The 26605-nt window shown below is 70.2% G+C and carries 26 protein-coding genes; 18 read left to right on the plus strand and 8 right to left on the minus strand.

Annotated elements, in window-relative coordinates; genetic code table 11:
- The first annotated feature begins 9 nt into the window (after window positions 1-9).
- The 7 genes from JKG67_RS12930 (at window position 10) to JKG67_RS12960 (ending at window position 8096) form a co-directional block, all read left to right on the plus strand.
- On the plus strand, window positions 10-888 hold the full coding sequence (locus JKG67_RS12930) for an ABC transporter ATP-binding protein (RefSeq protein ID WP_307816555.1): 879 nt from the start codon (window positions 10-12) through the stop codon (window positions 886-888).
- Complete coding sequence (locus JKG67_RS12935) at window positions 885-2834, plus strand: AMP-binding protein (RefSeq protein WP_203337732.1); 1950 nt, start codon at window positions 885-887, stop codon at window positions 2832-2834. Before JKG67_RS12930 ends, JKG67_RS12935 begins: the two co-directional genes overlap by 4 nt.
- Complete coding sequence (locus JKG67_RS12940; RefSeq protein ID WP_203337733.1) at window positions 2831-3703, plus strand: branched-chain amino acid ABC transporter permease; 873 nt, start codon at window positions 2831-2833, stop codon at window positions 3701-3703. Before JKG67_RS12935 ends, JKG67_RS12940 begins: the two co-directional genes overlap by 4 nt.
- 3 nt (window positions 3704-3706) lie before the next feature.
- On the plus strand, window positions 3707-4780 hold the full coding sequence (locus tag JKG67_RS12945) for a branched-chain amino acid ABC transporter permease (protein WP_203337734.1): 1074 nt from the start codon (window positions 3707-3709) through the stop codon (window positions 4778-4780).
- Between the two features lie 73 nt (window positions 4781-4853).
- The gene (locus JKG67_RS12950) at window positions 4854-6032 is read left to right on the plus strand and encodes an ABC transporter substrate-binding protein (RefSeq protein WP_203337735.1); all 1179 of its coding nucleotides are present in this window, start codon (window positions 4854-4856) and stop codon (window positions 6030-6032) included.
- Window positions 6032-6871: an ABC transporter ATP-binding protein gene (locus JKG67_RS12955; RefSeq protein WP_203337736.1), complete on the plus strand. Its 840-nt coding sequence runs from the start codon at window positions 6032-6034 to the stop codon at window positions 6869-6871. Before JKG67_RS12950 ends, JKG67_RS12955 begins: the two co-directional genes overlap by 1 nt.
- Window positions 6872-6881: 10 nt before the next feature.
- Complete coding sequence (locus tag JKG67_RS12960) at window positions 6882-8096, plus strand: phenylacetate--CoA ligase family protein (protein ID WP_203337737.1); 1215 nt, start codon at window positions 6882-6884, stop codon at window positions 8094-8096.
- A gap of 10 nt (window positions 8097-8106) precedes the next feature.
- On the opposite strand, the gene serA is transcribed toward JKG67_RS12960, so the two are convergent.
- Window positions 8107-9306: a phosphoglycerate dehydrogenase gene (gene serA / locus JKG67_RS12965; protein ID WP_372442087.1), complete on the minus strand. Its 1200-nt coding sequence runs from the start codon at window positions 9304-9306 to the stop codon at window positions 8107-8109.
- Window positions 9307-9382: 76 nt separating this feature from the next.
- Between serA and JKG67_RS12970 the strand changes: the two genes are divergently transcribed.
- Entirely contained in the window at window positions 9383-9937 is a 555-nt protein-coding gene (locus tag JKG67_RS12970) for a YbaK/EbsC family protein (protein ID WP_203337739.1), read from the plus strand.
- Here the strand turns inward: JKG67_RS12970 and JKG67_RS12975 are convergent, their stop codons facing one another.
- Complete coding sequence (locus tag JKG67_RS12975) at window positions 9938-10429, minus strand: CHRD domain-containing protein (RefSeq protein WP_203337740.1); 492 nt, start codon at window positions 10427-10429, stop codon at window positions 9938-9940.
- A gap of 215 nt (window positions 10430-10644) precedes the next feature.
- Between JKG67_RS12975 and JKG67_RS12980 the strand changes: the two genes are divergently transcribed.
- Window positions 10645-11403 carry an SAM-dependent methyltransferase gene (locus tag JKG67_RS12980; RefSeq protein ID WP_203337741.1) on the plus strand — a complete coding sequence of 253 codons (759 nt, stop codon included), beginning with the start codon at window positions 10645-10647 and terminating at the stop codon, window positions 11401-11403.
- 33 nt (window positions 11404-11436) lie between these two features.
- On the opposite strand, the gene JKG67_RS12985 is transcribed toward JKG67_RS12980, so the two are convergent.
- Together JKG67_RS12985 and JKG67_RS12990 are read right to left on the minus strand one after the other, a co-directional pair.
- Entirely contained in the window at window positions 11437-11802 is a 366-nt protein-coding gene (locus JKG67_RS12985) for a potassium channel family protein (protein WP_203337742.1), read from the minus strand.
- A gap of 26 nt (window positions 11803-11828) precedes the next feature.
- Window positions 11829-12473: a TetR/AcrR family transcriptional regulator gene (locus tag JKG67_RS12990; protein WP_203337743.1), complete on the minus strand. Its 645-nt coding sequence runs from the start codon at window positions 12471-12473 to the stop codon at window positions 11829-11831.
- Between the two features lie 129 nt (window positions 12474-12602).
- Here JKG67_RS12990 and JKG67_RS12995 point away from each other — a divergent pair, with 129 nt between their 5' ends.
- Genes JKG67_RS12995 through JKG67_RS13010 form a run of 4 tightly spaced genes read left to right on the plus strand, consistent with a single transcriptional unit; the run spans window position 12603 to window position 15864 of the window.
- A complete protein-coding gene (locus tag JKG67_RS12995) occupies window positions 12603-13520 on the plus strand; it encodes an alpha/beta hydrolase (protein WP_203337744.1) in 918 nt (305 codons plus the stop codon).
- Window positions 13517-14341 carry an SDR family NAD(P)-dependent oxidoreductase gene (locus JKG67_RS13000; RefSeq protein WP_203337745.1) on the plus strand — a complete coding sequence of 275 codons (825 nt, stop codon included), beginning with the start codon at window positions 13517-13519 and terminating at the stop codon, window positions 14339-14341. Before JKG67_RS12995 ends, JKG67_RS13000 begins: the two co-directional genes overlap by 4 nt.
- Window positions 14342-14398: 57 nt before the next feature.
- A complete protein-coding gene (locus JKG67_RS13005) occupies window positions 14399-15328 on the plus strand; it encodes a ferritin-like domain-containing protein (RefSeq protein ID WP_203337746.1) in 930 nt (309 codons plus the stop codon).
- Complete coding sequence (locus JKG67_RS13010) at window positions 15325-15864, plus strand: NAD(P)/FAD-dependent oxidoreductase (RefSeq protein ID WP_203337747.1); 540 nt, start codon at window positions 15325-15327, stop codon at window positions 15862-15864. Before JKG67_RS13005 ends, JKG67_RS13010 begins: the two co-directional genes overlap by 4 nt.
- A gap of 9 nt (window positions 15865-15873) precedes the next feature.
- On the opposite strand, the gene JKG67_RS13015 is transcribed toward JKG67_RS13010, so the two are convergent.
- Entirely contained in the window at window positions 15874-16449 is a 576-nt protein-coding gene (locus tag JKG67_RS13015) for an AMIN-like domain-containing (lipo)protein (RefSeq protein WP_203337748.1), read from the minus strand.
- 200 nt (window positions 16450-16649) lie between these two features.
- Between JKG67_RS13015 and JKG67_RS13020 the strand changes: the two genes are divergently transcribed.
- Together JKG67_RS13020 and JKG67_RS13025 are read left to right on the plus strand one after the other, a co-directional pair.
- Window positions 16650-17348 (plus strand): response regulator transcription factor, encoded by a 699-nt coding sequence (locus JKG67_RS13020; RefSeq protein WP_203337749.1) that lies wholly within the window; start codon window positions 16650-16652, stop codon window positions 17346-17348.
- Window positions 17345-19909, plus strand: a complete 2565-nt coding sequence (locus JKG67_RS13025; RefSeq protein WP_203337750.1) for a DUF4153 domain-containing protein — start codon at window positions 17345-17347, stop codon at window positions 19907-19909. Before JKG67_RS13020 ends, JKG67_RS13025 begins: the two co-directional genes overlap by 4 nt.
- Window positions 19910-19924: 15 nt before the next feature.
- On the opposite strand, the gene JKG67_RS13030 is transcribed toward JKG67_RS13025, so the two are convergent.
- From JKG67_RS13030 to aqpZ, 3 genes are all read right to left on the minus strand, one after another.
- Complete coding sequence (locus JKG67_RS13030; protein ID WP_203337751.1) at window positions 19925-21541, minus strand: Na/Pi cotransporter family protein; 1617 nt, start codon at window positions 21539-21541, stop codon at window positions 19925-19927.
- Window positions 21542-21581: 40 nt separating this feature from the next.
- Window positions 21582-22502, minus strand: coding sequence for a DMT family transporter (locus JKG67_RS13035; protein WP_203337752.1), 921 nt, complete (start codon window positions 22500-22502; stop codon window positions 21582-21584).
- Between the two features lie 79 nt (window positions 22503-22581).
- Window positions 22582-23280 carry an aquaporin Z gene (aqpZ, locus tag JKG67_RS13040; RefSeq protein ID WP_203337753.1) on the minus strand — a complete coding sequence of 233 codons (699 nt, stop codon included), beginning with the start codon at window positions 23278-23280 and terminating at the stop codon, window positions 22582-22584.
- 196 nt (window positions 23281-23476) lie between these two features.
- Here aqpZ and JKG67_RS13045 point away from each other — a divergent pair, with 196 nt between their 5' ends.
- The 3 genes from JKG67_RS13045 to JKG67_RS13055 are packed head-to-tail and all read left to right on the plus strand — an operon-like array spanning window position 23477 to window position 26502.
- Window positions 23477-24193 carry a response regulator transcription factor gene (locus JKG67_RS13045; protein ID WP_307816556.1) on the plus strand — a complete coding sequence of 239 codons (717 nt, stop codon included), beginning with the start codon at window positions 23477-23479 and terminating at the stop codon, window positions 24191-24193.
- Entirely contained in the window at window positions 24194-25552 is a 1359-nt protein-coding gene (locus JKG67_RS13050) for a sensor histidine kinase (protein ID WP_203337754.1), read from the plus strand.
- A complete protein-coding gene (locus JKG67_RS13055; protein WP_203337755.1) occupies window positions 25549-26502 on the plus strand; it encodes a TAXI family TRAP transporter solute-binding subunit in 954 nt (317 codons plus the stop codon). Before JKG67_RS13050 ends, JKG67_RS13055 begins: the two co-directional genes overlap by 4 nt.
- Window positions 26503-26605: the final 103 nt, after the last annotated feature.

Raw genomic sequence — 26605 nt, forward strand, 5'->3', positions numbered from 1 at the left:
CGTCACACGGTGTCCGTCTGGGCCACCGAGGAAGGAAGAAGCCGGGTGCTGACCAGGGCCTATCAGTTCGACCTGAACTCGAGCGGTGTCGCGGCGGGCGAGCCACTGCTGGACGTGTCGGGCGTGTCACTGCGATTCGGTGGCATCAGGGCGCTCTCCGACGTCTCGTTCCGGATGCGGCAGGGCGACATCCATGCGGTGATCGGACCCAACGGCGCGGGCAAGTCGAGCATGCTCAACTGCGTGAGTGGGCTCTACCGGCCCCAGGAGGGCCGGATCCAGCTGCACACGGTGCGCGACGGCGAGGTGGGCAGCACCGACCTGGTGACCCGCAAGCCGCACCAGATCGCCCGGCTCGGTGTGGCCCGGTCCTTCCAGAACATCGAGCTCTTCGGCCACCTCTCCGTGCTGGAGAACCTGATGCTCGGCCGGCACATCCACATGAAGCACCGGGTGCTGGCCGGGATGGTCTGGTTCGGCCCGGCCCGGCGGCAGGAGTTCGCCCACCGCGAGTTCGTCGAGGAGGTCATCGACCTGCTGCAGCTGCAGGCGCATCGACATGCGCCGGTGGGGGCGCTGGCCTACGGCATCCAGAAGCGGGTCGAGTTCGGACGCGCCCTCTGCATCGAGCCCTCGCTGCTGCTCCTCGACGAGCCGATGGCCGGCATGAACGCCGAGGAGAAGGAGGACATGGCCCGTTTCGTCCTCGACGTCAACGAGCTGAGGGGCGTGTCCGTGCTCATCATCGAGCACGACATGTCCGTGATCATGGACATCTCCAGCCACATCACCGTGCTCGACTTCGGGAAGGTGATCGGCGACGGCACCCCGACCGAGATCGCCCAGAACGACGACGTGATCCGCGCCTACCTGGGGGACGACGAGTGAACGCGCCGTACGAGACCACCTTCCCGCGCCTGCTGGACAAGCAGGTCGCCGCCAATCCCACCCGGATCGCGATGCAGGAGAAGCGCTACGGCATCTGGCTGCCGATCACCTGGGAGCAGTACGCCGACCAGGTACGCGCGACCGCGCACGGCCTGGCCTCGCTGGGGGTGCGGCGCGGTGACATCGTCGCCGTACTGGGCGACAACCGGCCCGAGTGGATCGTCACCGAACTGGCTGCCCAGTCGATCGGCGCCGCGGTGGTGGGCATCTACCCGACCAGCCTCGACGACGAGATCGTCCACATCCTGCAGATGAGCAGCGCCGACGTCGTGGTGGCCGAGGACCAGGAACAGGTCGACAAGCTGATCAAGGTCCGGGACCAGCTCGACCGGCAGCCGACGGTGGTCTACTACGACCCGCACGGTCTGGAGACCTACCACCACGACTGGCTGATGGAGTTCGTCGACCTCGAGCGTCGCGGCCGGGCCTGGGGTCAGGACAAGCCCTCGTGGTACGACGAGCAGGTCGCCGCGGGTCATCACGACGACGTGGCCGTGGTCTGCACCACCTCGGGCACCACCTCGCTGCCCAAGCTGGCCAGGCTCAGTCACGCCAACCTGCTGACGATGGCGACCCACCTGACCGAACTCGACGTCCTGGGGCCCAAGGACCGGTTCGTCTCGTTCCTGCCGCTGGCCTGGATCGGTGAGCAGATGACCGCGGTGGCCTGCGGCCTGCTGCGCGGACTCACGCTCTCCTTCCCCGAGTCGGCCGAGACCCAGCGCCTCGACCTGCGCGAGATCGGTCCGAGCGTGATGTTCAGCCCGCCACGGATCTGGGAGTCGATGCTCTCCGACGTCCAGGTGCGGATCGACGAGGCGGGCTGGCTCAAGCGCAAGGTCTTCGGCCTCGGCTACGGGATCGGCGACCGGATGGCCGAGCGTCGGGTCAACGGCAAGTCGTCGGGCGTGCTCGGGGCCCTGCTGCTGTTCATCGCCAACGTGATCGCACTGCGCCCGGTGCGGGACCAGCTCGGTCTCACCCGGATCCGCTACGCCTACACCGGCGGCGCCCCGCTGAGCCCTGACGTGTTCCGGTTCTTCCACGCGATCGGGGTCAACCTCAAGCAGATCTATGGCCAGACCGAGATCTGTGGGATCGCGGTGCTGCACCACAACGACGACGTCCGGTTCCACACCGTCGGGGTGCCGCTGGCCGGCACCGAGCTGAGGATCGCCGACGACGGGGAGATCCTGCTCCGCTCGCCGTCGGTCTTCGGTGGCTACCTGAACAACGAGGCCGCCACCGCCGAGGCGAAGACCGACGACGGGTGGCTGCACACCGGCGACGCCGGCTACCTCGAGGACGGGCACCTGGTGGTGATCGACCGTGCCAAGGACGTGCAGACCGCGCCGGACGGCAGCCTCTTCTCCGCCGCGTTCATCGAGAACAAGATCAAGTTCTCGCCGTACGTGGAGGAGGCCGTGATCTTCGGCCGGGACGAGATCACCGCGATGGTGGTCATCGACCCCGGCACCACCGGCTCCTGGGCCGAACAGAACCGCATCGGCTACACCACCTACACGGATCTGGCCGCCAACCCGGCGGTGGGCGAACTGCTGCGCGCCGAGGTGCACCGGGCCAATCAGGACCTTCCCGAAGCCATCCGGGTCCGCCGCTTCGCCCTGCTGTTCAAGCAGCTCGACCCTGACGACGACGAGATCACCCGCACCCGCAAGGTGCGCCGCTCGGTCATCGACGAGCGGTACGCCGAGCTCATCGCCGCCCTGGAGCGCGGCGACGAGGTGGTGACCCTGACCAACACGGTGACCTATCAGGACGGCACCAGTGTGGAACGAGAGGTGACGATGCCGGTCCACGACCTGACCAGCTACCAGCCGCCCGCCAACGCCAAGCCACGACCGGTCTGGAGCAGCCGCGCATGAGTGACTTCGTGACCTTCACCCTCTACGGCCTCTCCGACGGCGCGATCCTCGCGCTCGCCGCGCTGGGCTTCGTGCTGATCTTCAAGGCGACAGGTGTGATCAACTTCGCCCAGGGCGAGTTGCTGCTGATCGGCGCCTTCACCGTCTACACGTTCTTCGTGATCTTCCAGATGCCGTTCGTGGTCGCCACCCTGCTGGGGGTGGTCGTCGCAGTGGCGCTCGGTGTGGTGGTGGAACGACTCGTGCTGCGGCCACTGGTCGGGGAGAACCCGATCAGCGTGATCATGGTGACCATCGGCCTGGCGTCGGTGCTCAAGGGCGCGGTCACCCTCTTCTTCGGCGTCCAGCCGCAGCGCCAGCCCAAGATCCTGCCCTCGGGGAGCCTGGAGTTCGCCGGGGCCCGGCTGCCGCTGGACCGCGTGTCCGCGATCGTCATCGCCGCGGTCGTGCTGCTGGCCTTCACCGTCTTCTTCCGGTACAGCCGCCACGGCATCGCAATGCGTGCGGTGGCCGACGACCAGCAGGCCTCGCTGACCGTCGGGATCTCGGTGCGCCGGGCGTTCGCGCTGGCGTGGGCGCTGGCCGCGGTGAGTGCGCTGATAGGTGGCGTGCTGCTGGGTGACATCGAAGCGGTGAGCCCCAGCCTGACCGCCTTCGGGTTGCTGGTGTTCCCGGTGGTGATCCTCGGTGGTCTCGACTCGGTCCCCGGCACCATCGTCGGCGGGCTGATCGTGGGCCTGACCAAGAACTACATCAACGGCTTCTGGGACGGCAGCTATGCCGAGGTCGGTCCCTACGTGCTGTTGCTGCTCATCCTGCTGGTGAGGCCGTACGGCCTCTTCGGCCAAACCCGGATCGAGAGGGTCTGAGCCATGGCCGCGTCATCGACTGGCACCTACTTCACCAGCTACCGCGCCGAGTCCGCCCTGCGCCGGACCAAGGCCGAATGGGCGCGGCTGGCGCTGATCGCCGGCTTCCTGCTCGCGTTGCCGAGCCTGGCGACCGGCCCGCTGCATCAGGTGCTCGAACTGCATGTGATCAACATGGTCCTGATCGTGGTGATCGGGGCTGTCGGGTTGAACATCCTGATCGGCTACACCGGCCAGATCTCCCTGGGCCACGGCGGCTTCCTGTGTGTGGGGGCCTTCACCGCCGGCGTGTTCTATCAACGCTTCGACCTGCCCGCGCCCGTCGGCATCTTCGCCGCGGTCGTCTTCACCGCCGCCCTGGGCGCCTTCTTCGGGTTGCCAGCGCTGCGACTCAAGGGTCTCTACCTGGCGATCGCCACGCTGGCCAGCCAGACGGTGATCATCTTCGTGGCCAGTCAGTGGTCCTGGCTGCACGACCAGGGCGAGACCATGAACCTCAGCCGGCTCCGGATCGGCGGGTTCGAGATCGCCGCGCGTGGGGCCGGCCACTGGCAGTGGTACTGGATCCTGCTCGTCTTCGCGGTGCTCTCGGTCTATGCGGGACGGAACCTGGTCCGGAGTTCGGTGGGGCGCTCGTTCATGGCGGTGCGCGACCAGGACATCGCCGCGGCCGCGATCGGTGTCAACGTCACCCGCGCCAAGGTCACCTCCTTCGCCGTCTCGTCAGGGTTCGCCGGTCTCGCCGGCGCGCTGTGGGCGCATTATCGCGGCAACGCGACGCCGGAGACCTTCGTGCTGGAGACCTCGATCCTCTTCGTCGCAATGGTGATCGTCGGCGGCCTGGGCAGCATCGCCGGTGCGGTGTACGGCGCCGCGTTCATGTGGATGGTCCCGGAGTTGATCACCAAGGCCCTGCTCAACGTCGGCGGTTCGGAGTGGACCAGCCGGGTCCCGCACCTGGAGATGATCTTCTTCGGCCTGCTGATCATGTTGTTCCTGATCTTCGAGCCCCGCGGGCTGGATCGCATCTGGCAGCGCACCAAGGACTACTTCCGCTTCTGGCCGTTCCGCTACTGACCCGCGGGCGGTCACCGCCACCCATCAACGCCGTTCCATCAAGAACCGTGTCCAACAGATAAGGGAGAGACACATGAAGATCCGATCCGCGGCAGCTGCGAGCCTCGCGCTGGCGCTCGCCCTGAGTGCATGCGCCCCCAGCGATGACGCCGCCGACGACGACGGCCCGATCACCGTTGGGCTGATCGCCGACCTCAGCGGAGCCACCGCCGACGTGGGTACGCCGTACCACAACGGCATGCTGGGCTACATCGACTGGCTCAATGACCAAGGCGGCATCGACGGACGCCAGATCCGGGCGCTGGCCGAGGACTACGCCTACATCCCCGACAACGCGGTGACGCTCTACGACCGGTTCATCCGGGAAGGCGCGGTGGCCATCCAGGGGTGGGGCACCGGCGACACCAACATCCTGGCCGAGCGGATCAACGACGACGAGATCCCCTTCATGTCCGCCTCCTACGACGAGACGCTGGTCGACCCGTCGACCCGGCCGTACAACTTCGTCGTCGCGCCGACGTACTCCGACCAGATGCGGGTCGCGCTCAACTGGATCGCCGAGGACGCCGGCGGCGAGGCAGGGGTCGCGGTCTTCCACCACGACTCGGCCTTCGGCCAGGCGCCCCTCGCGGACGGTGCGGCGTGGGTGGAGGAGCAGGGCCTCGACCTGAGCCTGACCAACTTCCCGATGCCCGGCGACGGCAACATGGTCGGCCTGCTGCGGCGCGCCCACAACCAGAACAAGACGTACGTCGTCATCCAGAACGTCTCCACCCCGGCCGCGAACGTCGCACGTGACCTGGCCGATCAGGGCCTGGACATGACGATCGTCTGCCTCAACTGGTGCGGCGACGAGATCTTCATCGACACCGCCGGCCCGGCCGCGGCCGAGGGGCACGTCTTCGTCCAGCCCTTCACCCCGCCGCAGGCCGACGTGCCCGGCCTGGCCGACGTCGCCGAGTACCTCGACGGCCGCGGTCAGACCCTGGAGGATGTCGGCCTGCACTACGCCCAGGGCTGGTACACCATGCACGTGATGGCCGAGGGCATCCGTCGGGCACTCGACGGTGGCTCGCTCAGCGGCGAAGCGATCAAGGAGGCCCTGGAGAGCGCACCGATCGAGACCGGCGGCGTCGTCGGCGGTGGCACCGTCTCCTTCAGCCCGGACTCTCACCGCGGCTCCTCCGGCACCGGCATCTACCGGGTCGAGAACGGCGAGATGACCGTCGTCGAGTTGGGCGTGACCCCGTAATGACCGACGTCACCACGCAGTCCGCTGGGGAGGCCACCACCGGCTCCCCAGCGGCGCTGCTGGACATCCAGGGGATCGAGGTCATCTACGACGAGGTGATCCTGGTGCTGCGGGGGCTGTCCCTCAGCGTCCCCGAGGGGAAGGTGGTCGCGCTGCTGGGATCCAACGGTGCCGGGAAGTCCACCACCCTCAAGGCGGTCTCCGGGCTGCTGACCACCGAACGGGGCGAGGTCAGCGACGGCGCGATCCTCTTCGACGGCCAGGACATCACCCACGTCGATCCCGCCAAGCGGGTCCAGTCCGGTCTGTCGCTGTGCATGGAGGGTCGCCATGTCTTCGAGCACCTCACCGTGCACGAGAACCTGATCGCGGGCGCGTACGGCAGGCGAGGTGGCGACAAGTCGGACTACGACCTGGTCTACGAGTACTTCCCGAAACTGGCCGACATGCGGGCCCGGATCGCCGGGTACCTCTCGGGCGGTGAGCAGCAGATGCTGGCCATCGGCCGGGCGCTGATGGCCAAGCCGCGGCTGTTGATGCTCGACGAGCCGAGCCTGGGCCTGGCACCGATGCTGGTGCAGGAGATCTTCGGCTACATCCGACGGCTCAACCACGAGACCGGTCTCACGGTGCTGGTCATCGAGCAGAACGCGCGGCGCGCCCTCGAGGTCGCCGACCACGGCTACATCATGGAGCAGGGCCGCGTCGTCATCGACGGTTCGGCGCAGGAGCTCGCTGAGAACCCGGACGTCAAGGAGTTCTACCTCGGCATGGGAGACGCCGGCCGGAAGAGCTATCGCGATGTGAAGCACTACCGCCGCCGCAAGCGGTGGCTGTGAGGAGCCGATGATGAACTCGGGTGAACAGTTGGCCGACAGGGTGGCCGCCTACCGGGCCCGGCAACTGCCGCGCGCGGCGGCGGTGACCCGGATGGGTCGGGCACCGGCGCTGGATCGGCGATTGCAGGCGGCCGGACTGGCCACCGCGGCGGCGACCACCGCGGATGCCTTCGAGGCGATCGGCGTGCTCAGCAAGGACGCGTTGCCCGCCCTGCAACAGGAGATCGGGTACGCCGGCATGGTCGGACCCGACGCCGACGTGGCGCGGGTGTTCGCCTCCCCGGGCCCCATCTATGAGCCGCAGCTCGCCGAGCCCGACCCGTGGCGGTTCGGGCCGGCGCTGACCGCCTGCGGCATCGGACCCGACGACCTGGTCGTCAACTGCTTCAACTACCACCTCTCGCCGGCGGGGATGATGTTCGACGAGGCGTCCCGGGGGGTCGGGGCCTCGGTGCTGCCCGCCGGCGTCGGGATGACCGAGATCCAGGCCAAGGCCGTCGCGGACCTGGGGGTCAGCGCCTACATCGGACTGCCGTCGTACCTGAAACTGCTCATCGACACCTTCGCGGAGGCCCACCCGCCGTCCGCCTGGCGGATCGACAAGGCGCTGGTCACCGCCGAGCCGCTGCCGACCGAACTGCGGGCGGTGCTGCGGGAGCGGGTGTCGACCGTGCTGATGGCCTATGGCACTGCCGAGGCCGGCCTGATCGGCTTCGAGACCGAGCCCGAGGCAGGCCTGCGGCTGGACGAAGAGGTCTATGTCGAGATCTGCGATCCCGACGACGGCAGGCCGGTTCCGGCCGGGGACCTCGGTGAGGTCGTGGTCACCCTGCTCGCCGACAACGCCTATCCGCTGGTGCGGTTCGGCACCGGGGACGTGTCGCGGTGGGTGCCCTACGGCAGCGGCGAGGTCCGGCTGGCCGGGGTGCTCGGGCGGGTCGGTGCCGCCATCAAGGTGCGCGGCATGTTCGTTCACCCGCATCAGGCCGCCTCTGTGCGCCACGGGCTGACGGACGTCGGGGTGAGCGGCGGACGCTTCGTGGTCGAGACCGACCACGGCAAGGACCGATTCGTGTTCGAAGCGTCCCTGGCCGAAGGCACCGACGAAGCAGCTGCCGTCGCGGCCGCCGAGGCACGCTGCCGGGGAGAGCTGCGGATCCGACCAGAGGTCCGGATCGTGGGTGCGGTGCCCGACGGGCCGGTACTGGTGGACCTGCGGGGGTGAGGTCAGCGGGTCACGCGTCGTAGGTGCGCACCCACAGCGTGTGCTCGGAGTCGGCCAGGCGTTGCAGTGACTCGGCCGCGAGCGGGTCGGCCGCATCCGTGACGACGTACCCGAGGTCGCCACTGGTGGAGAGGTACTGCGCGCTCACGTTGTCGCCCTGCTTCGCCAGGGACAGGTTCAGCTCCGCGACCACGCCGGGCACGTTCCGGTGCAGGACGCCGACCCTGGAACCGGACCGCAGCGGCGGTGGCTGCACCTGGGGGAGGTTCACCGACAGTTCGGTGCTGCCCTCGCGGTGGAAGGTGGCCAGCTTGCGGGAGACGAAGTGGCCGATCTCCTGCTGCGCCTCCTGGGTGGAGCCGCCCACGTGCGGGGTGAGGATCACGTTGTCGAGACCCTGCAGCACCGACTCGAACCTGTCGCCCTGGGCCTTCGGTTCGCTGGGGAAGACGTCGATCGCGGCGCCGGCGATGTGGCCGGACTCGATGTGCCGACGCAGGGCGTGATCGTCGACCACCATGCCCCGTGAGGCGTTGATGAACAGCGACCGCGGCTTCATCCGGGAGAACTGCGCCTCTCCGAACAACCCCGCGTTGCCGGCCCGGCCGTCCACGTGCAGGCTCACCACGTCCGCCTCGGCGAGCAGGTCGTTCAGGCTGGCCATCGGCTGGGCGTTGCCGTGCGAGAGCCGGTCTGCGGTGTCGTAGTAGATGACCCGCATGCCGAGCATCTCGGCCAGGGTGGACAGCTGGGTGCCGATGTTGCCGTAGCCGACGATCCCCAGCGTGCGGGCGCGCACCTCGTGGCTGCCCTGTGCTGACTTGTCCCAGACGCCCGCATGCATCCGCTGGGTCTTCTCGGGGAGCCTGCGCGCCAGCGCGATGATCTCGCCGATCACCAGCTCGACCACGCTGCGGGTGTTGGAGAAGGGCGCGTTGAAGACACCGATGCCCCGCTCGGTGGCGGCGGCCAGGTCGACCTGATTGGTGCCGATGCAGAAGCAGCCCACCGCCGCCAGGTCGGTGGCCGCGTCGAGTGCTTCGGCGGTCACGTTGGTGTTGGAGCGGATGCCGAGCAGGGTCACCCCGGGCAGCCGCTCGATGAGCTCGGCCTGCGACAAGGAGCCGGCGAGCAGCTCGACGTCGTACCCGTGACGCTGGAGGTTCTCGACGGCGACGGGATGGATGTTCTCGGTCAGCAGCGCCTTCACCACAGTGAGCCTACGGCCTGGACGCGGTGTCTGGGCGTCAGGGCGTCCCGAGTGCCTGCGTTGGCCCGGCTACGGCATGATCGAGGACGTGCGTCCCGAACTCCCTGGCCTGGTCGGCCTCCCCGCGATCGAGCACCCGGAACTGCTGGCGGCACCGGTCGCCGATGCGTTGGCGGGCTGGCCCCAGCGGGACCAGGTCACCGTGGTGGAGATCGACCCGGCGATCGCGGACACCGCCGCCCTGGTCGACGCCTACGACCTCGACATCACCGCCTCGGTCAACTGCGTGCTGGTCGCCGGCAGCCGCGCCGGTGACGAGCGCGTCGCGGCCTGCCTGATCCCCGCGCACACCCGGGCCGACGTGAACCGGGTCGTGCGACGTCTCCTCGACGTGCGCAAGTGCTCCTTCCTGCCTCAGGAGCGGGCGGTCGCCGAATCCGGGATGGAGTACGGCGGCATCACCGCCCTGGGCCTTCCGGCGCACTGGCGGGTGCTGGTCGATGGGCGGGTGCAGTCGGTCGAGGCTGCCGTGATCGGCTCCGGCGTACGTCGCTCCAAACTGGTGATCGCCGGCCGGGTGCTGGCCCAGTGGCCGGGTGCGGAGGTCATTGACGGTCTGGGAGTCGAGTGATCACCTGATCTGGCCGCGGATCTCGCCGCCCGGATACTGCGAGGTGTGCACGTTGACGTAGGCGTTGCCCGCCTCGAGGTGCTCGATCAGGTCGCTGAGGTCGTGACCGGCCAGCGGGCCGACCAGGTTGGCGGAGGTGATCACTCCGGTGGCGAGTACGCCGTTGCTGCGACCGGGGATGGGCTGTGCCGGTGACGACGCGGGATACAGCCAGGCCACCACGGGCCCGTTGACGCCGGCCGGGGCCAGATGGATGTGGGCCTGGGTGACGTTCTCGATGTTGGCGACGATGAGCCGGTAGCTCAACTCGGTCCCATCGGCGTTGAGCCGGAAGGTGGTCTGGCCGGTGGCTCGGGTGTCCACGGGCGCGACCTCCTCGCCGCCGGACAGGTGAGCGGTGTAGTGGCCGGGCGACGCGCTGGCGGCCCCAGTGAGGCTGAGACCCAGCACGAGCAGCACTGCGAAGAAGAAGCGGGGAATGGAAGTGAGCATGGCGTCCTCCTGACACCGGGGTTGGTTCGGACCCGCGGGCCCGATGGCTGCGCCCCCGCCTGTCACACTCCACCTGCCAAGAACGTCTGTCAACCGCGGGTGCGACGCCGCGGCCCGGGCGGAGACAGCCCTGCGCTCCACCCCCCAGCGCACTCGCGTACGCCGCACGCGAGAACGGGTCGCGTGTCAAGGACAGCCGCTGACAGCATGGCCCGATGCCGCAGCTGCCACCCCTGTACGACGACCTGTCCTTCCTCGCGCCGCTCTCCCAGGAACGCGCCGATCGGTTGGTGCGGTTCATCAGCGGCACCCCGACGATCGTCGACGTCGGCTGCGGCTGGGCCGAGTTGCTCCTACAGGCGGTTGCGGCCAGTCCGCACGCCCGGGGTGTCGGGCTGGACCTGAAGGGCGACGCGATCCGGGAGGGTCGCGCCCGCGCCGAAGCGCGCGGGCTCGGTGACCGGGTCAGCCTGGAGGCCGTCGACGCCCGCTCGGCGGAGTTGCCGGCCGACGTGTCGGCGGCGGTCTGCATCGGCGCCAGCCAGATCTGGGCCGACCCGGAGGCGGACCCGGGGCCCCTCGACTACCGGACCGCACTCTCCGCGCTGCGCGGCATGCTGCCGCGAGGTGGGCGCCTGGTCTACGGCGAGGCCATCTGGTCACAACCACCCACCGACGCCGCGGCGGCACCGCTGTCGGGACGCCTGGACGAGTTCGTGACGCTGCCGGCCCTGGTCGAGCTCGCCGTCGAGGCGGCCTTCCAGCCGGTGCTCGTCGGCGAGGCCACCCTGGACGAGTGGGATGTCTTCGAGTCCGGGTTCTGCGCCGGTCATGCGCGATGGCTCGCCCAGAACCCGCCCGACCACCCCGACGCCGCCGCAGTCAGGGAGCGCCTCGCCGCGCAGCGCGCGGGCTATCTCAGCGGCTACCGCGGTGTGCTCGGCTTCGGGTACCTGGGCCTGCTGGCCGTCTGAACGCCACCGGCCAGCTCACCCGCCGCGCCAGGATCAGTGGTCCTTGGCTCGGCGCTGTCGCAGTGCGGCGCGCGTGCGCGTGCGGTTGTCCAGGTAGGCCTTGGCCAACGTGGCGCCGAGCCCGACGAAGAGCCCCACCGCGAGCAGTGCGTAGAGCATCGTGAACACCTTGCCGATCGCCGTCTGCGGTGCCAGGTCGCCGTACCCGATGGTGAGCCCGGTGACCACCGAGAAGTAGGCGCTGTCCAGCGGTGACCAGCCTTCCACCAGGACGTAGAAGAGCGTGGCGCTGGCCACCAGGGCCGCGAGGGTGAGCGCCAACCCACGGAAGGCGTGGTCGGCCCAGGCGGTGCGGAACGCGCCGAGCACCCTGCGCACCATCAGCACCAGACCGATCATGTCGGCGATCGTAGTCGGCGGACGCCTCACTCGTCCCAGGACAGGAACTGGCGGCCGAGCGAGGCCGACACCTCCGCAACGCGGTCGATGAGCTGGTCGGCCTCCGCGTCGATCAGTCCGGACCGCCAGGCGAGCATCAGTTCGACGAAACCCCCGATGCCCAGCACGACGCTGATCCGCAGCGCGAGTGCGTCGATGCCGGGGCGCAGATAGGGCCCGGCCAGGCCGATCGTCAGATCGGTGGCCAACTGCACGGTGTCGCGACGACGCTGCTCGAGCACCGCGCTGCCCGCGTGGTCGCCGAAGATGATCTGCGCCCGAGCGGGTTCGTCGGCGATGTGATGGACCACCGCGACCAGAGCCGCCCGCAACTGCTCCAACGGTCCACGGGCGGCCACGGGTTCGATCGCCTCGAGCAGCATCGCGAGGGTCTCGTCGCGCATCTGGTCCCAGAGGGTCACCAGCAGGGCGTCGCGGTCGGTGAAGTTCTCGTAGAAGTACCGATCGGTGAGCCGGGCCCGGGCACACACGCCACGCATCGTCACCGAGGCCCAGCCCTGTTCCTGCCAGATCGCCAGGGCCGCCTCCACCAGCGCTTCGCGTCGCTCGGCACGCCGCTCGTCGGCGCTCTTGCCGCCGTAGCGTCGGGGGGTGACTCGGGCTCCTTCCACCGGAACATCTTGACGGCAGATGCCCTCAGAGTGCAATCTGAGGGCATGTGCCAGCAGAAGGATGGGTCGACCAGAGCCTCGCTACGGAGCCACGCTCTGGCCACCCTCACCTCCCTCACTCTGCGACCGTTGACCACCGTCATCCCCGCCAACCGGCACGGGGTCTGGTTCGCCCGGCGGCTGGTCGCCACCAGCCTCGCCGCCCTGGGCCCGGGCCTTCGCGGCAGCCGGATCGTCCAGGTGGACCGGTCCACCCCCCAGGGTCCGTCGCTGCGGGGGGAGTGGGTGCGCGGACCGCAGGCCCGGCGCGAGGACGCGGTGATCCTCTACGTCCACGGCAGCGGCTACACCCTCTGCTCGGCGCGCACCCACCGCGGCATCACCACCCGATTGTCGCGGGCCACCGGGCTCCCGGTCTTCGCCTGCGACTACCGGTTGGCGCCCACCCACCGCTTTCCCAGCGCCGCCGACGACGTACGCGCCGCCTACGAATGGCTGGTCGCCGAAGGGCACGACCCCGCCAGGATCGTGGTGGCGGGGGACTCCGCCGGCGGACACCTCGCCCTCGACCTGACGTTGCAACTGCTGCGCGAAGGCTCGCCACCCCCCGCCGCGCTGGCGCTCTTCTCCCCGGTGCTGGACCTGTCGATGGCCCTGGCCGCCGCCCGGGAGCGAGTACGCCGTGACCCGATGATCTCCGCCGCCAGGGCGGCCCGACTCATCGACCTCTACCTGGCTGACGAGGATCCGACCACGCCCCGGGTGACGTTCACCTTCGACGATGTCGAGGGATTCCCCGCCACCCTGGTGCAAGCCGGTGCCCGCGAGATGCTCGCGGCCGACGCCTACGAGCTGGCCACCGTGATCAATCGGGGCGGCGGCCGTTGCACGTTGGAGGTCTGGCCGGGCCAGATGCACGTCTTCCAGGCACTCACCCGCGTGGTCCCCGAGGCCGAGGCGGCGCTGCGGCAGGCGGCCGACTTCGTGGTCAGCGAGCTGGCGGCGTCCGAGCTGCGGAGGTCCCTGACCCTGGTGGAGGGAGCATGAGCCGCCGGCGCAGCGTCGGCGCCGACGCGGTGGTCACCGGGGCCGGCAGCGGCATCGGCCGGGCGTTCGCGGTCGAGCTGGCCCGCCGGGGCGGGCGGGTGGTCTGTGCGGATCTGAATGAGTCCACCGCCAAGGAGACCGTGGTCCGGATCGAACGGGCCGGTGGCGCTGCGATCGCGGTCGGCTGTGACGTGGCGGCCGAGGAGGACGTCGCCGAACTGGCCATGACCTCCTCGGACTGGTTCGGCCGGCCGCCGGACCTGGTCGTCAACAATGCCGGGATCGGGGCAGGCGGACGCGTCGTGGGTGAGGCGCCGCTGAGTGACTGGCAGCGGACCATCGACGTCAACCTGTGGGGCGTCATCCACGGCTGCCACACATTCGTGCCGGGGCTGCGGGAGCGTGGCCACGGCGGGGTCATCAATGTCGCCTCGGCTGCGGGCTTCACCGCGGCACCGCGGATGGCCGCCTACAACGTGAGCAAGGCGGGCGTGGTCAGCCTCTCCGAGACACTGGCCGCGGAGCTGTCCGGCACCGGGGTCGCGGTCACGGTGCTGTGCCCGACCTTCGTCCGGACCAACATCTTCGGCGGCGAACTGATCGACCCGGCCGCCGCCCGGATGGCCCGAGGCATCGCCAGCGTGGCCGGCTTCTCCGCCGAACGGGTGGTCCGGGCCACCCTCAACGCCCACGACCGAGGCCGGCTGTACGTGCTGCCGCAACTCGACGCCAAGGCGCTGTGGCGACTCAAGCGACTGGCGCCCGGCGTCTATGCCCGAGGAGCGGGCCTGCTCGGCCGCCTCCTGCCGACCGATGACTGACCCCTGGCTGACCCCTGCCGACCACTGGCCGACCACTCATCAACTCTGGAGGACCCGATGGCGTTCGACTTCGACGAGATGCTGCAGACCGTCAAGGACAAGCAGTGGTCGCTGGCCGACATCGACTGGGATGCCCCGGGCGCGGAGACGATGACCGACGAACTGCGCATCAAGATGCAGCCCTTCCTGGCCGACCTGGTCTGGATCGAGCACGTCGGTGCCCGCGGCTTCGCCTCGTTGGCCACCAAGGCGCCCACCCCGGTGATCCGGGAGATCTACGAGTACTTCCACGCCGAGGAGCAGAAGCACGCGAACGCCGAGCTCGCCCTGATGAAGCGCTGGGGGATGCTCGACGCCGAGGGCAACGTCCCCGAACCCAACATCAACGTGAAGCTGGCGATCAGAACGCTCGACACCTTCGGCGACACACTGCCGCTCAGCGGGTTGGCCACCTTGATCCCGCTGCTGGAGTGTGCGCTCGACGGGGCGCTGGTGAAGTTCCTCCTCGACGAGGTCGAGGACCCGGTCTGTCATGAGGTGTTCCGGCACATCAACTCCGATGAGGCCCGGCACATCGCGGTCGACTTCCAGGTGTTGGAGCTGATCGGCGCCGGGCCGCTGGTGAAGCTGCTCATCGAGTCGGCCAGCAACCTCAAACCCCAGGTCGTTCTCGGCCTGATCGTGGTCTTCGTGCCGCTGATCAACAAGATGCGCGACAACATCGTGGCGATGGGGCTGTCCGAGCAGAAGCTCTACAGCGCGGTCAAGCGGTTCAAGACGATCGGGTCGCGCGGTGAGTTCACCGGCCGGATCCCGGCGTACCACGTGCTGAAGGCGCAGGCGGGGATGGTGATCGACCGCAGCCACCCCTACCACCGACTCCTCGCCGACCCGCTGGTGAAGGTCACCGGCCTCATCCCTGCCCGGCTTCTCGGCAAGCCGCAGTCGTGGACCGAGGAGATCACCCACGAGCCGGTGGCCTCGTGAACGCGGACTGGGCGGCCGCCTTCGCCGGCGACGTGTGGCTCGGTGACACCTGGTGTGGCCGGGACTTCCGGGGGCGCCGGGTGGCCGTCATCGCCAGTGGCGCGGACGCCACGTGGGCGGTGCCCAAAGTGGTCGCCACCGCCGCCCGCACCAAGGTCTTCCTCGAGGACCCCGGCTGGGTGCTGCCACGGCTGCCGACCCCGCTGTCAGGCTCGGCCCGGGCCGCCTTCGCCGTGCCCGTCGCCGGACCCCTGGCGCGACGGCTCGTCGCCCGTGCGCACCTGAGGTCCGCCGTCAAGGATCCATGGGTACGGCGACTGCTCACCCCCGACGACCGGTTCGCGCGTCACCACGCGGCCTTCGGCGGCGGCTTCTACGCGGCGCTCCAGGACCCGCGCTGCACCCTGGTCCGGTGGCCGGTCTATGCGATCACGGCCGACGGGGTGCGCAGCGCCGAGGGAGTCGAGCACCGGGTGGATTCGCTGATCATCCCGGATCCGGCCCGGCACTCACTCCAGCCCTCACTGGGTCCCTGATTGGGCCCCTCACTGGGTCCAGCGGTGCGCCACGTCGATGACCACCCGATGTCCTCCGCCGGCGCGGGGTAGCACGAAGACCCGCATCGGCAGTCGGGCGCGGACGCCGAGCCCGATCGTGGTCTGGCCCTCGAAGCTGCCCGCCCACGCGACCTGGCGGAAGGTCCGATAACCGGAAACGTCGACGAGCTCGCGTCGATTGGCGGGCCGGTAGGTGAGCCGGCCCTGGTCGTTGTACGCCGGTGCCCGAACGATCACCTGGATCCGGGCGCCGCCGCGCAGCGGCACCGCGTCCCCGGAGCCGTCCATCGAGACCTGCTTGACGTAACGGACCCGGTAGCCGGGCTTGCCCGGTCCGGCGGCGTTGATGTCGACCACCAGCCGGTCGAAACAGGGGTGCTGCCCCGATCGCAGGTTGACGATCTGCTTGCCGGTGAAACCCGGCTTCTTCTTGGCCAGCGAACCCCATTCGGTGGCGCAGGTGGCCGGTGCGGCCGGGGGCGCCAGGGTGAGCACGGGCACCACGGCCAGGATGCCGCTGAGAGCGAGTACGGCGGTGCGGCGCCGCGCGATTGAGAGTGTCATGGTGTGTCCTCCTCACGGACACTTCATCCACGTCTCAGCGGGCTCCCCGGTTGACGCCGTCGATCAGGTCGGCCAACTCCGGCACCGGACATGCCGGTGATCCGGATCCTGGCCACTCGGGCAGCCTACGCAGCCAACCTGCACAGAACCTCCACACGTCGTCCCCGGTTCCCGACCGGTTCGGCTCGTAGCCTTCCCCCATGACAACCCGCCGGATCCTGATCGTCGAGGACGACCCATTGATCAACCAGGCCGTCTCCGACCGGCTCCAGGCGGAGGGGTACGACGTACTGAGGGCCTTCGATGGTCCGAGTGCGGTGGCGCTGTGCGCCGAGGATCGCCCCGACGCGGTCGTCCTGGACGTGATGCTGCCCGGCTTCGACGGGCACGAGGTCTGCCGCCGGATCCAGGTCGAGCACCCGATGCCGGTGCTGATGCTGACCGCCCGCACCGACGAGGCCGACATCCTGGTCGGTCTGGGGGTGGGGGCCGACGACTATCTGACCAAGCCCTTCCGGATGCGGGAGCTGGTGGCCCGGGTCGCGGCGCTGCTGCGCCGGGTGGATCGAGCCGCCCAGATGCACGGGCGTCGAGCGCTCGCCGTCGGCGACCTGCGCGTCGACGGCGCCGCGCGGCGGGTCTGGCGCGGCGACGAGGAGGTGCGGCTGACCCCGACGGAGTTCGACCTGCTGCTCTGCCTGGCCACCGCGCCGGGGGCCGTGGTCACCCGGGACACGCTGATGGCCGACATCTGGGGGTGGCCCGGCGCCTCCGGGACCCGGACCGTCGACAGTCACGTGAAGGGGCTGCGCGCCAAGATCGGCGCCGACCGGATCCGCACCGTGCACGGCGTCGGCTATGCACTGGAGACACCCACCGAACCGGAGAGCCGTCGATGACGGCCCAACCCCTGGCGCCGATCACCTCCGTCAAGGTCAAGCTCGGCCTGCTGGTCGCGGCCAGCGTCACCGTCGCGGCCGCTGTCGGCACGCTGGCAGCCGGCGGTGGCGTGCCGGGATGGCTGAGCTTCCCGGTGACGATCCTGATCGCCCTGGCCGTCACCCAACTGCTGGCGGTCGGGATGACCTCCCCACTGAGGCAGATGACCGGGGCAGCCCGGCGGATGGCCACCGGCGACTACGACGTCCGGGTCACCGACACCTCCAGCGACGAGGTCGGTGACCTGGCCCGGGCCTTCAACACGATGGCCCGCGACCTGGCCGACGCGGACCGGCAGCGGCGCGAGTTGATCGCCAACGTCAGCCACGAGCTTCGGACGCCGCTGACCGGACTGTGCGCGGTGCTGGAGAACCTGGTCGACGGCGTCGCACCGAGCGACCCCGGCTCGATGGCCGCCGCGCTGGGCCAGGCGGAACGGCTCTCGGGTCTGGTCGACGACCTGCTCGACCTGGCCCGCGTCGACGCGGGGAAGGCGCCGCTGCACCCGGAGAGCCTGGAGGTCCGTCCGCTGCTCGAGGAGGCGGTGGCGGAGGCGAGGGTCCTCGGTCGCGAGGTCACCTACGAGGTCCAGGTGGATCCTGCCGATGTGCAGTTCCATGCCGACCCCGCCCGGCTGCGCCAACTCGTCGCCAACCTGTTGGACAACGCATCCCGGCACAGCCCGGCCGGTGGCACCGTGGTGGTGCGTGCCGGCCGGCAGGGCGACGGCTACCTGCTGGAGGTGCAGGACCACGGACCCGGCATCGACCGCGAGGACCGCGACCGGGTCTTCGAGCCCTTCGGCACCCTGGCCGGCACAGCCGGTGGTGGCGGCACGGGTCTCGGGCTGGCCATCGCCCGATGGGTCACCGAACTGCACGGCGGAAGCATCCGCTTCGTCGACCCCGAGGACGGTGGGGTGGGGGCCCGCGTCCAGGTGGAACTACCCCGGCGCGCTCCTGCCCGCCGCGTGCCCCTCGAGGAGACAACGATGCCCACCGCCAGCCCCGTGACCCCGTCGGCCCCGCCGACCCAGCCGCCGGTCGTCGCGCCGCGTCCGCTGCTCGATGAGATCTTCGGTGAGTTCTGGCCGGACCGGGGGTTGCCTGCGCGCCCGATGCTGCTCCTCGGAGCGGTGCTGGTCGGCGTACTCGCCGGGCTGGTCCTCCCCTTCCACGCCCTGGGGCTGGGCACGTGGCTGGTGGTGCTCGCCGCCGGCACGGTGGTGCTGGCCGCGAGTCGGCATCGACGGGACACGTTCACCCTCACCTGTGCGGGGCTGGCCGTGCTGCTCTCCCTGACCACCGTGATCAGGGACGCCGAGTGGATCGTGGTGCTGTGCCTGCTGACCGGTGCCACCCTCTGCGTCTGCGGCATCACCCGCGGACGCACCGTGGCCGGCTTCGTGCTGGCCGGGCTGGCGTGGCCGCTGTCGGGGTTGCGCGGCCTGCCGTGGCTGGGCCGGACCCTCGCCTCCCTCACCGGCCTCGGCCACGGGGCTGCGCTGCTGCGGACCCTCGCCTGGTCCGTGCTGGGCCTGGTGGTCTTCGGTGCCCTGCTCGTCTCGGCCGACGCCCTGCTGTCGGAGTGGGTGGGGGCACTGCTGCCGGAGCTACGGATGGACACCATCGTGTTGCGCGGATTCGTCGCGGTCGCCGTGGGCGGGGTGGTGCTGGCGGCGGCGTACCTCGCGCTCAACCCCGCGCGCGTGGACGGCGAGTCGAGGTCACCCCGCCCGGTGACGCATCGCTTCGAGTGGTTGATGCCGGTGCTGGTGGTCAACGCGGTCTTCGCGGCCTTCCTCGTCGCCCAGGCGACGGCGGTCTTCGGGGGCCACGACTACCTGCAACGGACCACCGGCCTGACCTACGCCGAGTACGTCCACCAGGGCTTCGGACAACTGATCGTGGCCACCGCGCTGACCCTGCTGGTGATCTGGGCGGCCGCCCGGAAGGCTGCCAGAGTCACCGCGCGCGACCGGCTCTGGATCCGCGTCTCGATGGGGCTGCTCTGCCTGCAGACACTGGTGGTGGTCGCCTCGGCTCTGCACCGGATGCACCTCTATCAGGAGGCGTACGGCTTCACCAGGATGCGACTGCTGGTGGACGTGTTCGAGGGCTGGCTGGCGTTGCTGGTGCTGGCGGTGATGGTCGGCGGAGTGACGTTGAAGGCCGCCTGGCTGCCGCGGTTCGCCCTGCTCAGCGGCGCGCTGCTGATGGTGGGCCTGGCCGCGTTGAACCCGGACGCCTGGATCGCCGAGCGCAACCTCGATCGCTTCGCCGAGACCGGCCGGGTGGATTGGTCCTACCTGCGGAGCCTGTCCGCGGATGCGGTGCCGGTGCTCGCCGGACTGCCCCAGGAGCAGGCCTCCTGCGCCCTGGGCGCCCGGGTAGCGCCAGAGGGCTCGTGGCTGGAGTGGAACCTCGGCCGGGTCCGCGCCGCCGAGGCGCTGGAGGGCGCAGCGCCCGGCTGGGACCCGGTGCGGTGCGACCCGCCGAGCGACGTCACCCGCCCGGGCTGAGGCGATCCGGCCGGTTCACTCGGCCACCATCGCGGTGGCCGGTTCCTCACCCTCAGGGCCGAGCACGGTGCCGGGCGCGCTCAGCAGCAGCGCAGCCTCGGTGGCCTTCTTCAGGATCCGGCGGGTGCTGCTGGCCACGTTGAGCATCCGCTCCATCTCGGCGACGTCAACAGCCCCGCGGGCCCCGTCGACCAGCAGTCGCGCGCGCAACTCGCGGTAGAGCACGTCGGTGTGGGCGAGGGTGGGGCTGGCGGGATCCCCCTCGTCCGCCGCCTCGGGGTGCGTGCTCCGCAGCAACGTGACCGCCGCGCCGACGTACGGCTCCGCCTCGGAGAGACCGGCCGGCCACGGCACCAGATCGTCGATCTGCAACGCGATCGTCTCGTAGCTGCGTTTGGCCCGCAGCACTGAGGCGAGTTGCACCGAGGTGTCCTCGGCCAGACCCTCCCGGTTCATCCTGACCACGAAGTCGTTCACCCCGGTGCCGATGTCGGTGACCTGTTGACCCAGCCGGGCGGCTTCGGTCGCGCTCAGTCGTCCGTGCAGGGCGCTGCAGGCGGCATCGATGGTGGCGGCACCCACCGCGGAGACCTCCCGCACCAGAGCGGCGACGGCCAGTTCCGGCACCTCGGCCACGGTGTCGTCCAGGTGCTGCGGCCGGGTGGGCTGCTCCTCGCCACGGGTGAACCGCCGCTCCAGGAACCGGCCCATCGCGCCCGCCAACGGGACCATCAGCAGCACCCCGAGCAGATTGAAGGCGGTGTGGAAGAGCGCCAGAGACACGGCCGGGGAGTCATCGGCGAACACGCCGTCCTGCAGGCGCAGCAGAGCCGGCAGGAGCACCGGCAGCAGCAGCAGGGCCGCGGCGCCGGTGACCAGGTTGAAGCCGATATGGGCGCCGGCGGTGCGCTTGGCGTTGCTGGTCGCCCCGATCGAGGCGAGTACGGCGGTGGCCGTGGTGCCGACATTGACGCCGATCACCACCACTGCGGCTCCCTGCACGTCCACCACCCCGGTGTGGGCCGCGGTGAGCGCGATCGCCAGGGCCGCGCTGGAGGACTGCATCGCCACGGTCAGACCGAACCCGATCAACAGCAGCCACCCCACGGTGAGGAGGCCGCCGCCGGTCGGCAGGGTCACCCGGGTCGCGGTCTCGGCGAAGCCACCCTGCAGCAGGCTGAGGCCGACGAAGAGCACCCCGAAGCCGGCGATCGCGGTGCCGAGCCCGCCGCGACGAGTGCGGGCTCCGGACAGGCGGAGCACCATTCCCAGCGCCACCAGGGGCAGCGCGAACGTCTCGATCTGGAGCTTGAACCCGACGATCGCGACCAGCCATCCGGTCATGCTGGTGCCCAGGTTGGCGCCGAAGATCACCCACAGGGACTGGGAGAAGGTGAGCAGGCCCGCGTTGATGAAGCCGATCAGCATCACCGTCACCGCCGACGAACTCTGCACCGCGGCAGTCACCAGCGCACCCGAGCCCAGCCCGCGCAGCGGCGTCCGGGTGAACCGGCGCAGGATGTCGCGGAGCACCCCGCCAGCGGCCAGCCGAAGTCCGTCGGTGAGCATCAGCATCCCCAGCAGGAACAGGCCGAGGCCACCGGCGAGCTCCGCGATCGAGGACAGTGGCATCGAGACCTCCTGGTGGGTGCCTGCCTCAGCGTAGCGACGCTCAGCGGTGCCCGACGACAGCGCGGCGACGGGGGATCAGCAGCACCAGACTCCCGCCGATGATGAGCAGCCCGGCCATCGGCAGAGCGGCGAGCCGTTCGCCGAGAAGCGCGAGGCCGAGCAGGGCGGCCACCACCGGTTCGGCCATCGTGACCGTGGTGGCGGTCGGCACAGAGGTGCTGCGCAGCCCGCGGGCATAGAGCAGGTAGCCGACCGTGGTGGTCACCACGCCCAGATACAGCGCCACCGCCATACCCGTCGGGGTCAGCAGCCAACCCGGCGTACCCAGCAGCAACACGGGCAGCAGCAGCAGCCCGGCGCCGCCGAAGAGGACCGCGATCACCGACGCGTCGTCCTCGCCGCTGCGGATCAGATGCCCGGCGATCGTGGCGTACGACGCGTACCCGAGCCCGGACAGCAGCGCCAGCGCGACCCCGGACGGGTCGACGCCGGCAGCCTCGCCGCCGCTGACCAGGGCCAGGCAGCCCAGCACCGCACCGACGGTGGCGACCAGCCAGCGGCCTGAGGGCCGCTGGCCGAGGGCGGCCGCCATCAGGCCGGCGAAGGCCGGGCCGCTGCCGATGGTGACCACGGTGCCCACGGCGACCCCGGTGGTCGCCACCGCCACGAAGAACGCCAATTGATAGACGACCACGCTGACAGCACCCACGGCGAGCAGCACCCTGACCCGGCCGCGGCCACGGGCGAGCAGCCGGGTGGTGCCCGGGCCTCGGAACAGACCGGCGACCAGCAGCAACAACAGGCCGCCGATCACGATCCGGGCCGCACCGACCGAGAAGGGGCTGGCTGAGACGGGTTCGGCCGAGAGCGGGGCGGACGGGTCCAGCATCAGGGTCTGCGCGGTCCCGGTGGTCCCCCAGAGGACGGCCGCCAACAGGATGGAGAGACCGCCGCTGCGCATGCGGCGGACCCTAGCCCGGACCCACCCCGACCGGCGAACGATTTGGGCGAGGCGGGCCCAGACTCAGTGGTTCAGTCGGTCAGGCGTCGACCGGCTCCTTGCCGAACAACCCGGAGAAGGCGACACCGGCGATCGCCGCGCCGACCAATGGTGCGGCGATGAACAGCCAGAGCTGCGTCACCGCATCCCCGCCGGCGAACAGCGCCGGGCCGATCGAGCGAGCCGGGTTGACCGACGTATTGCTGACCGGGATCGAGATCAGGTGGATCAACGTCAGACCGAGCCCGATCGCGATCGGTGCGAATCCCTTCGGTGCCCGGGCCGAGGTGGCGCCGATGATGATGATCAGGAAGAACGCGGTGAGCAACACCTCGGCGACCAGCACGGCCACCATCGAGTAGCCCCCCGGAGACGCATCGCCGTAGCCGTTGGTGGCGAACCCGTCGGAGGCGGCGAAGCCCGATACCCCGGAGGCGACCACCCAGAGTGCCGCCGCGGCGACGATCGCACCCACGACCTGGGCAACGATGTAGCCCGGTGCGTCGCGCCAGGCGAACCGCTTGGCCGCAGCCAGCCCGACGGTCACGGCCGGGTTGAAGTGGCCGCCGGAGATGTGCCCGACGGCGTACGCCATCGTCAGCACGGTGAGGCCGAAGGCGATGGCGACGCCGACGAACCCGACATGCTCGCCGGCGAGCACCGCGGTGCCACAACCGCCGAAGACCAACCAGAAGGTGCCGAACGATTCGGCGGCGAGTCGTTGACTCAATGTGTGCATGACCTGCTCCTTTGCAGAGGGCCCTCGAGAAACGCGGCCACTGGATTGACGGTGACACAGAATCGACGTGTCACCGCTCGACACGCCGTTGGCGCTCGCGCGTCGCGGGGGTGAGCCGCGCCCTCACCCGCAGTTCGTGGCAGTGTTGGCCGCGGATCCGCATTCGGACCTGCACGGCCAACGGGAGGAGTGAGGTGTGACCGAGCCCGACGGCGTACGGCTGCGCCGGCTCCTGGTGGTCGAGGACGACGACCACGTGGCGAGCGCCCTCGTCTCCGTGCTCGGCAGGCAGGGGTACGACGTGGTCTGGGCGCCCGACGGGCAGCGGGCGCTGGCCGAGCTCGACGAGCACACCGACGCGGTCCTCCTCGACCTGGGCCTGCCGGACCTGGACGGGTTCGAGGTGTGCCGCCGGATCAGGCAGGTGTCCGCAGTGCCGCTGATCATGGTCACCGCCCGCACCGACCTCGACTCCCGAGTCCGCGGACTGCAGTTGGGCGCCGACGACTACGTCACCAAGCCCTATGACCTGCGGGAGGTGCTGGCCAGGATCGAGGCGGTGCTGCGCCGTGGCAGTGCCCGCGACGGCGGCACCGCCGAGGCGAGCCGGGTCTACGTCGACGGCCTTTGGGTCGATCTGGCCACCCGCCAGGTCACCGACGGTGACGGGTCCCTGATCGAGCTCACCCGCAAGGAGTTCGACGTACTCGCGCTGCTGGTCCGACAGGCCGGCGTGGTGGTGCCGCGGGAACGGATCCTGTTCGAGGTGTGGGGCTCGGACTGGAAGGGGCTGGGTCGCACACTCGAGGTGCATGTCGCCTCGATGCGCGCGAAGCTCGGCGACCGGGACGTGGTGCGCACCGTGCGCGGTGTCGGCTACCGGATCGCCACCAGCGACGGGGCGGGTCCCTAGATGCGCTCCCGGCTCGCGCTCATCCTCTTCGTCCCCAGTCTCCTGCTGCTGATCCTGCTCGGTGTCGCCTACACGATCACCGTGGCCCGGGTGAACCAGCAGCACGTCTTCGTGGACCGGCTGCGCGACGCCAGCTATCTGGCCATCGTCGCCCGCCAGTCGCTGCGCGCCGACGACCCGACCGTGGTCGCGGGCGACCTGGATCGCTACCTGCAGGTGTACGGCATCGAAGCGGCGGTGCTGGACACCTCCGGGGAGATCTGGGCCAGCAACGGCCTGGACGTCGGCGGCGTCGCCGCCCGCTCGGTCGCGTTGTCGGGACGGCGGGGCGAGCTCGACCCGGCGGTGCTGCCGTGGCAGCTCAACCGGATCGTGATCGCCGAGCCGGTCTTCGACGGGGGCGACCTGGTCGGCGCCGTAGTCACCGCCTCGGATGTGGAGCACCTGTCCCGGGGGATCTGGCGCGACTGGATCCTGATGATCACCCTCGGAGTGATGCTGGTGCTGGCCGCCTTCACCGTGGCCGACCGGACCGCTACCTGGGTGCTGCGGCCGGTACGCCGGGTGGACCGGGCGATGTCACAGATCGGCCGCGGGCAACTCAAGGCCCGGATCCCCGAATCCGTCGGCCCTCCGGAGTTGCGGGGGGTGACCACCCAGTTCAACGAGATGGCCGAACGTGTCGAACATCTGATGCGCAAGCAGCGCGAGTTCGTGCACAACGCCTCGCACGAGCTGCGCAATCCCTTGACCGCGCTCACCCTGCGGGTGGAGGAGCTCGAGCTGACGGCGCCGGCCGACCGGCTCCAGGAGGTCACCGCCGTACGCGCCGAGGTGGTCCGGCTCCGGCACATCCTCGACGCATTGCTGCTGCTCGCCGACGACGTGTCGGTGGCCATCGACGCCAAGCCCGTGCAGATCGCGGACCTGGTGGCGGATCGGGTGGAGAGCTGGCGACACCTCGCCCCGGACCGCGCCCTGGAGTTGGGGCTGCCGGCCCCGGCGAGCACCCCCGCCGTGGTCAACAGCACCGCCGTGGAGTGTGCCTTGGATGCGGTGCTCGACAACGCGCTCAAGTTCTCCCCCGTGGATCGGCCTGTCCAGGTCACCGTCGGCAGCGTCGGTGGTCGTGTCGAGATCGCGGTCCGTGACCACGGCCCCGGCGTCCCCGTCGACGAGCTCGAGTCGGTCACCGAACGCTTCTGGCGCAGTCCGTCCCAGCGCACGGTGCGTGGCTCCGGGCTGGGGCTGGCCATCGCCTCGGAGCTGATGCACGCCTGCGGCGGCGGACTTGCCCTGGACCTACCCGAGGGCGGCGGTCTCCGGGTCGTGCTGACCGTGCCGAGGGAGGGCCGATGAGGATTCGACTCCTGGCCGGGGCGATGGCCGTTGCCCTGCTCACCTCCTGCACGGGGGTCGTCGGGGACGCCTGGCCCGAGGACGGTCCGGACAGTCTGGCGATCTCCACCGGGAACCCGAGCGGCATCTATGCCATCTACGGCCAGGAGCTCGGCGCCGTGATCGAGCGCCGGGCCGGCGTCTCGGTGACCGTGCTCCCCTCGGCGGGGTCCATCGAGAACCTGGAGAACCTCGCGTCCGGGCGTGCGGACCTGGCCTTCTCGGCCGCCGATGCCGCCATCGACGCGGTGGCCGGCAGGGGCGCCTTCGACGAGGCACTGCCGCTGCGGGCGCTGGCCCGCATCTACGACGACTTCCTGCACCTGGTCGTCGCGGAGGACAGCCCGGTGCGCAGGATCGAAGATCTGCGCGGACGATCGGTCTCGGTGGGTTCGCCGAACTCCGGGACGGCGCTGATCGCCGGTCGGCTGCTGGATGCGGCCGAGCTGGCGGCGACCGATCTGGAGGTGCACGAACTCTCCCTGGACGCGGCGATCGAGGCGCTGCGCAGCGGTGAGGTGGACGCGTTGTTCTGGTCCGGGGGACTGCGCACCCCGGCACTGGTGGAGCTCACCGAGGAGTTCGGCATCAGGATGCTGCCGCTGGAGGACCTGGTCGACCAGGTCCGCTCCGAGTTCGGCAGCGGCTACCGGCACGGCACCATCCCCGCGGGCACCTACGGACGCACCGAATCGGTGCCGACGCTTGCGGTTCCGAACGTGCTGGTGGTGCGCGCGGACGTGCCCGACGAGGTCGCGTACGCCCAGGTGGCGACCTTGTTCGCCGCCCAGGACGAGATCGCCGAGCGGGTGCCGGCCGCAGCCATCCTGGACCGGACCAAGGCGATCTTCACCGAACCCGTGGCGCTGCACCCCGGCGCGCTCGAGTACTACCGCGCGACCAAGGAATGACGCCCGAACCTCAAGACTTGCTCAAGTTGACCCCGCAACCATTGCGCTCGAGTGCCGCTGGACATCAGAGTGGACACGTTGCCGTGGTCCGGCCACGCGGGGG

It is taken from the genome of Nocardioides limicola, from assembly GCF_016827675.1.
GTDB classification, from domain to species: Bacteria; Actinomycetota; Actinomycetes; order Propionibacteriales; family Nocardioidaceae; genus Nocardioides; species Nocardioides limicola.

What these genes read in the sequence shown, in the direction of transcription:
- JKG67_RS12940 (WP_203337733.1), top strand. Translation starts at nt 2,831, where the DNA reads ATGAGTGACTTCGTGACCTTCACCCTCTACGGCCTCTCCGACGGCGCG.
- JKG67_RS12945 (WP_203337734.1), top strand. Translation starts at nt 3,707, where the DNA reads ATGGCCGCGTCATCGACTGGCACCTACTTCACCAGCTACCGCGCCGAG.
- JKG67_RS12950 (WP_203337735.1), top strand. Translation starts at nt 4,854, where the DNA reads ATGAAGATCCGATCCGCGGCAGCTGCGAGCCTCGCGCTGGCGCTCGCC.
- JKG67_RS12955 (WP_203337736.1), top strand. Translation starts at nt 6,032, where the DNA reads ATGACCGACGTCACCACGCAGTCCGCTGGGGAGGCCACCACCGGCTCC.
- JKG67_RS12960 (WP_203337737.1), top strand. Translation starts at nt 6,882, where the DNA reads ATGAACTCGGGTGAACAGTTGGCCGACAGGGTGGCCGCCTACCGGGCC.
- JKG67_RS12970 (WP_203337739.1), top strand. Translation starts at nt 9,383, where the DNA reads ATGATCGAGGACGTGCGTCCCGAACTCCCTGGCCTGGTCGGCCTCCCC.
- JKG67_RS12975 (WP_203337740.1), bottom strand. Translation starts at nt 10,429, where the DNA reads ATGCTCACTTCCATTCCCCGCTTCTTCTTCGCAGTGCTGCTCGTGCTG.
- JKG67_RS12980 (WP_203337741.1), top strand. Translation starts at nt 10,645, where the DNA reads ATGCCGCAGCTGCCACCCCTGTACGACGACCTGTCCTTCCTCGCGCCG.
- JKG67_RS12985 (WP_203337742.1), bottom strand. Translation starts at nt 11,802, where the DNA reads ATGATCGGTCTGGTGCTGATGGTGCGCAGGGTGCTCGGCGCGTTCCGC.
- JKG67_RS13000 (WP_203337745.1), top strand. Translation starts at nt 13,517, where the DNA reads ATGAGCCGCCGGCGCAGCGTCGGCGCCGACGCGGTGGTCACCGGGGCC.
- JKG67_RS13005 (WP_203337746.1), top strand. Translation starts at nt 14,399, where the DNA reads ATGGCGTTCGACTTCGACGAGATGCTGCAGACCGTCAAGGACAAGCAG.
- JKG67_RS13015 (WP_203337748.1), bottom strand. Translation starts at nt 16,449, where the DNA reads ATGACACTCTCAATCGCGCGGCGCCGCACCGCCGTACTCGCTCTCAGC.
- JKG67_RS13020 (WP_203337749.1), top strand. Translation starts at nt 16,650, where the DNA reads ATGACAACCCGCCGGATCCTGATCGTCGAGGACGACCCATTGATCAAC.
- JKG67_RS13025 (WP_203337750.1), top strand. Translation starts at nt 17,345, where the DNA reads ATGACGGCCCAACCCCTGGCGCCGATCACCTCCGTCAAGGTCAAGCTC.
- JKG67_RS13030 (WP_203337751.1), bottom strand. Translation starts at nt 21,541, where the DNA reads ATGCCACTGTCCTCGATCGCGGAGCTCGCCGGTGGCCTCGGCCTGTTC.
- JKG67_RS13035 (WP_203337752.1), bottom strand. Translation starts at nt 22,502, where the DNA reads ATGCGCAGCGGCGGTCTCTCCATCCTGTTGGCGGCCGTCCTCTGGGGG.
- aqpZ (WP_203337753.1), bottom strand. Translation starts at nt 23,280, where the DNA reads ATGCACACATTGAGTCAACGACTCGCCGCCGAATCGTTCGGCACCTTC.
- JKG67_RS13050 (WP_203337754.1), top strand. Translation starts at nt 24,194, where the DNA reads ATGCGCTCCCGGCTCGCGCTCATCCTCTTCGTCCCCAGTCTCCTGCTG.
- JKG67_RS13055 (WP_203337755.1), top strand. Translation starts at nt 25,549, where the DNA reads ATGAGGATTCGACTCCTGGCCGGGGCGATGGCCGTTGCCCTGCTCACC.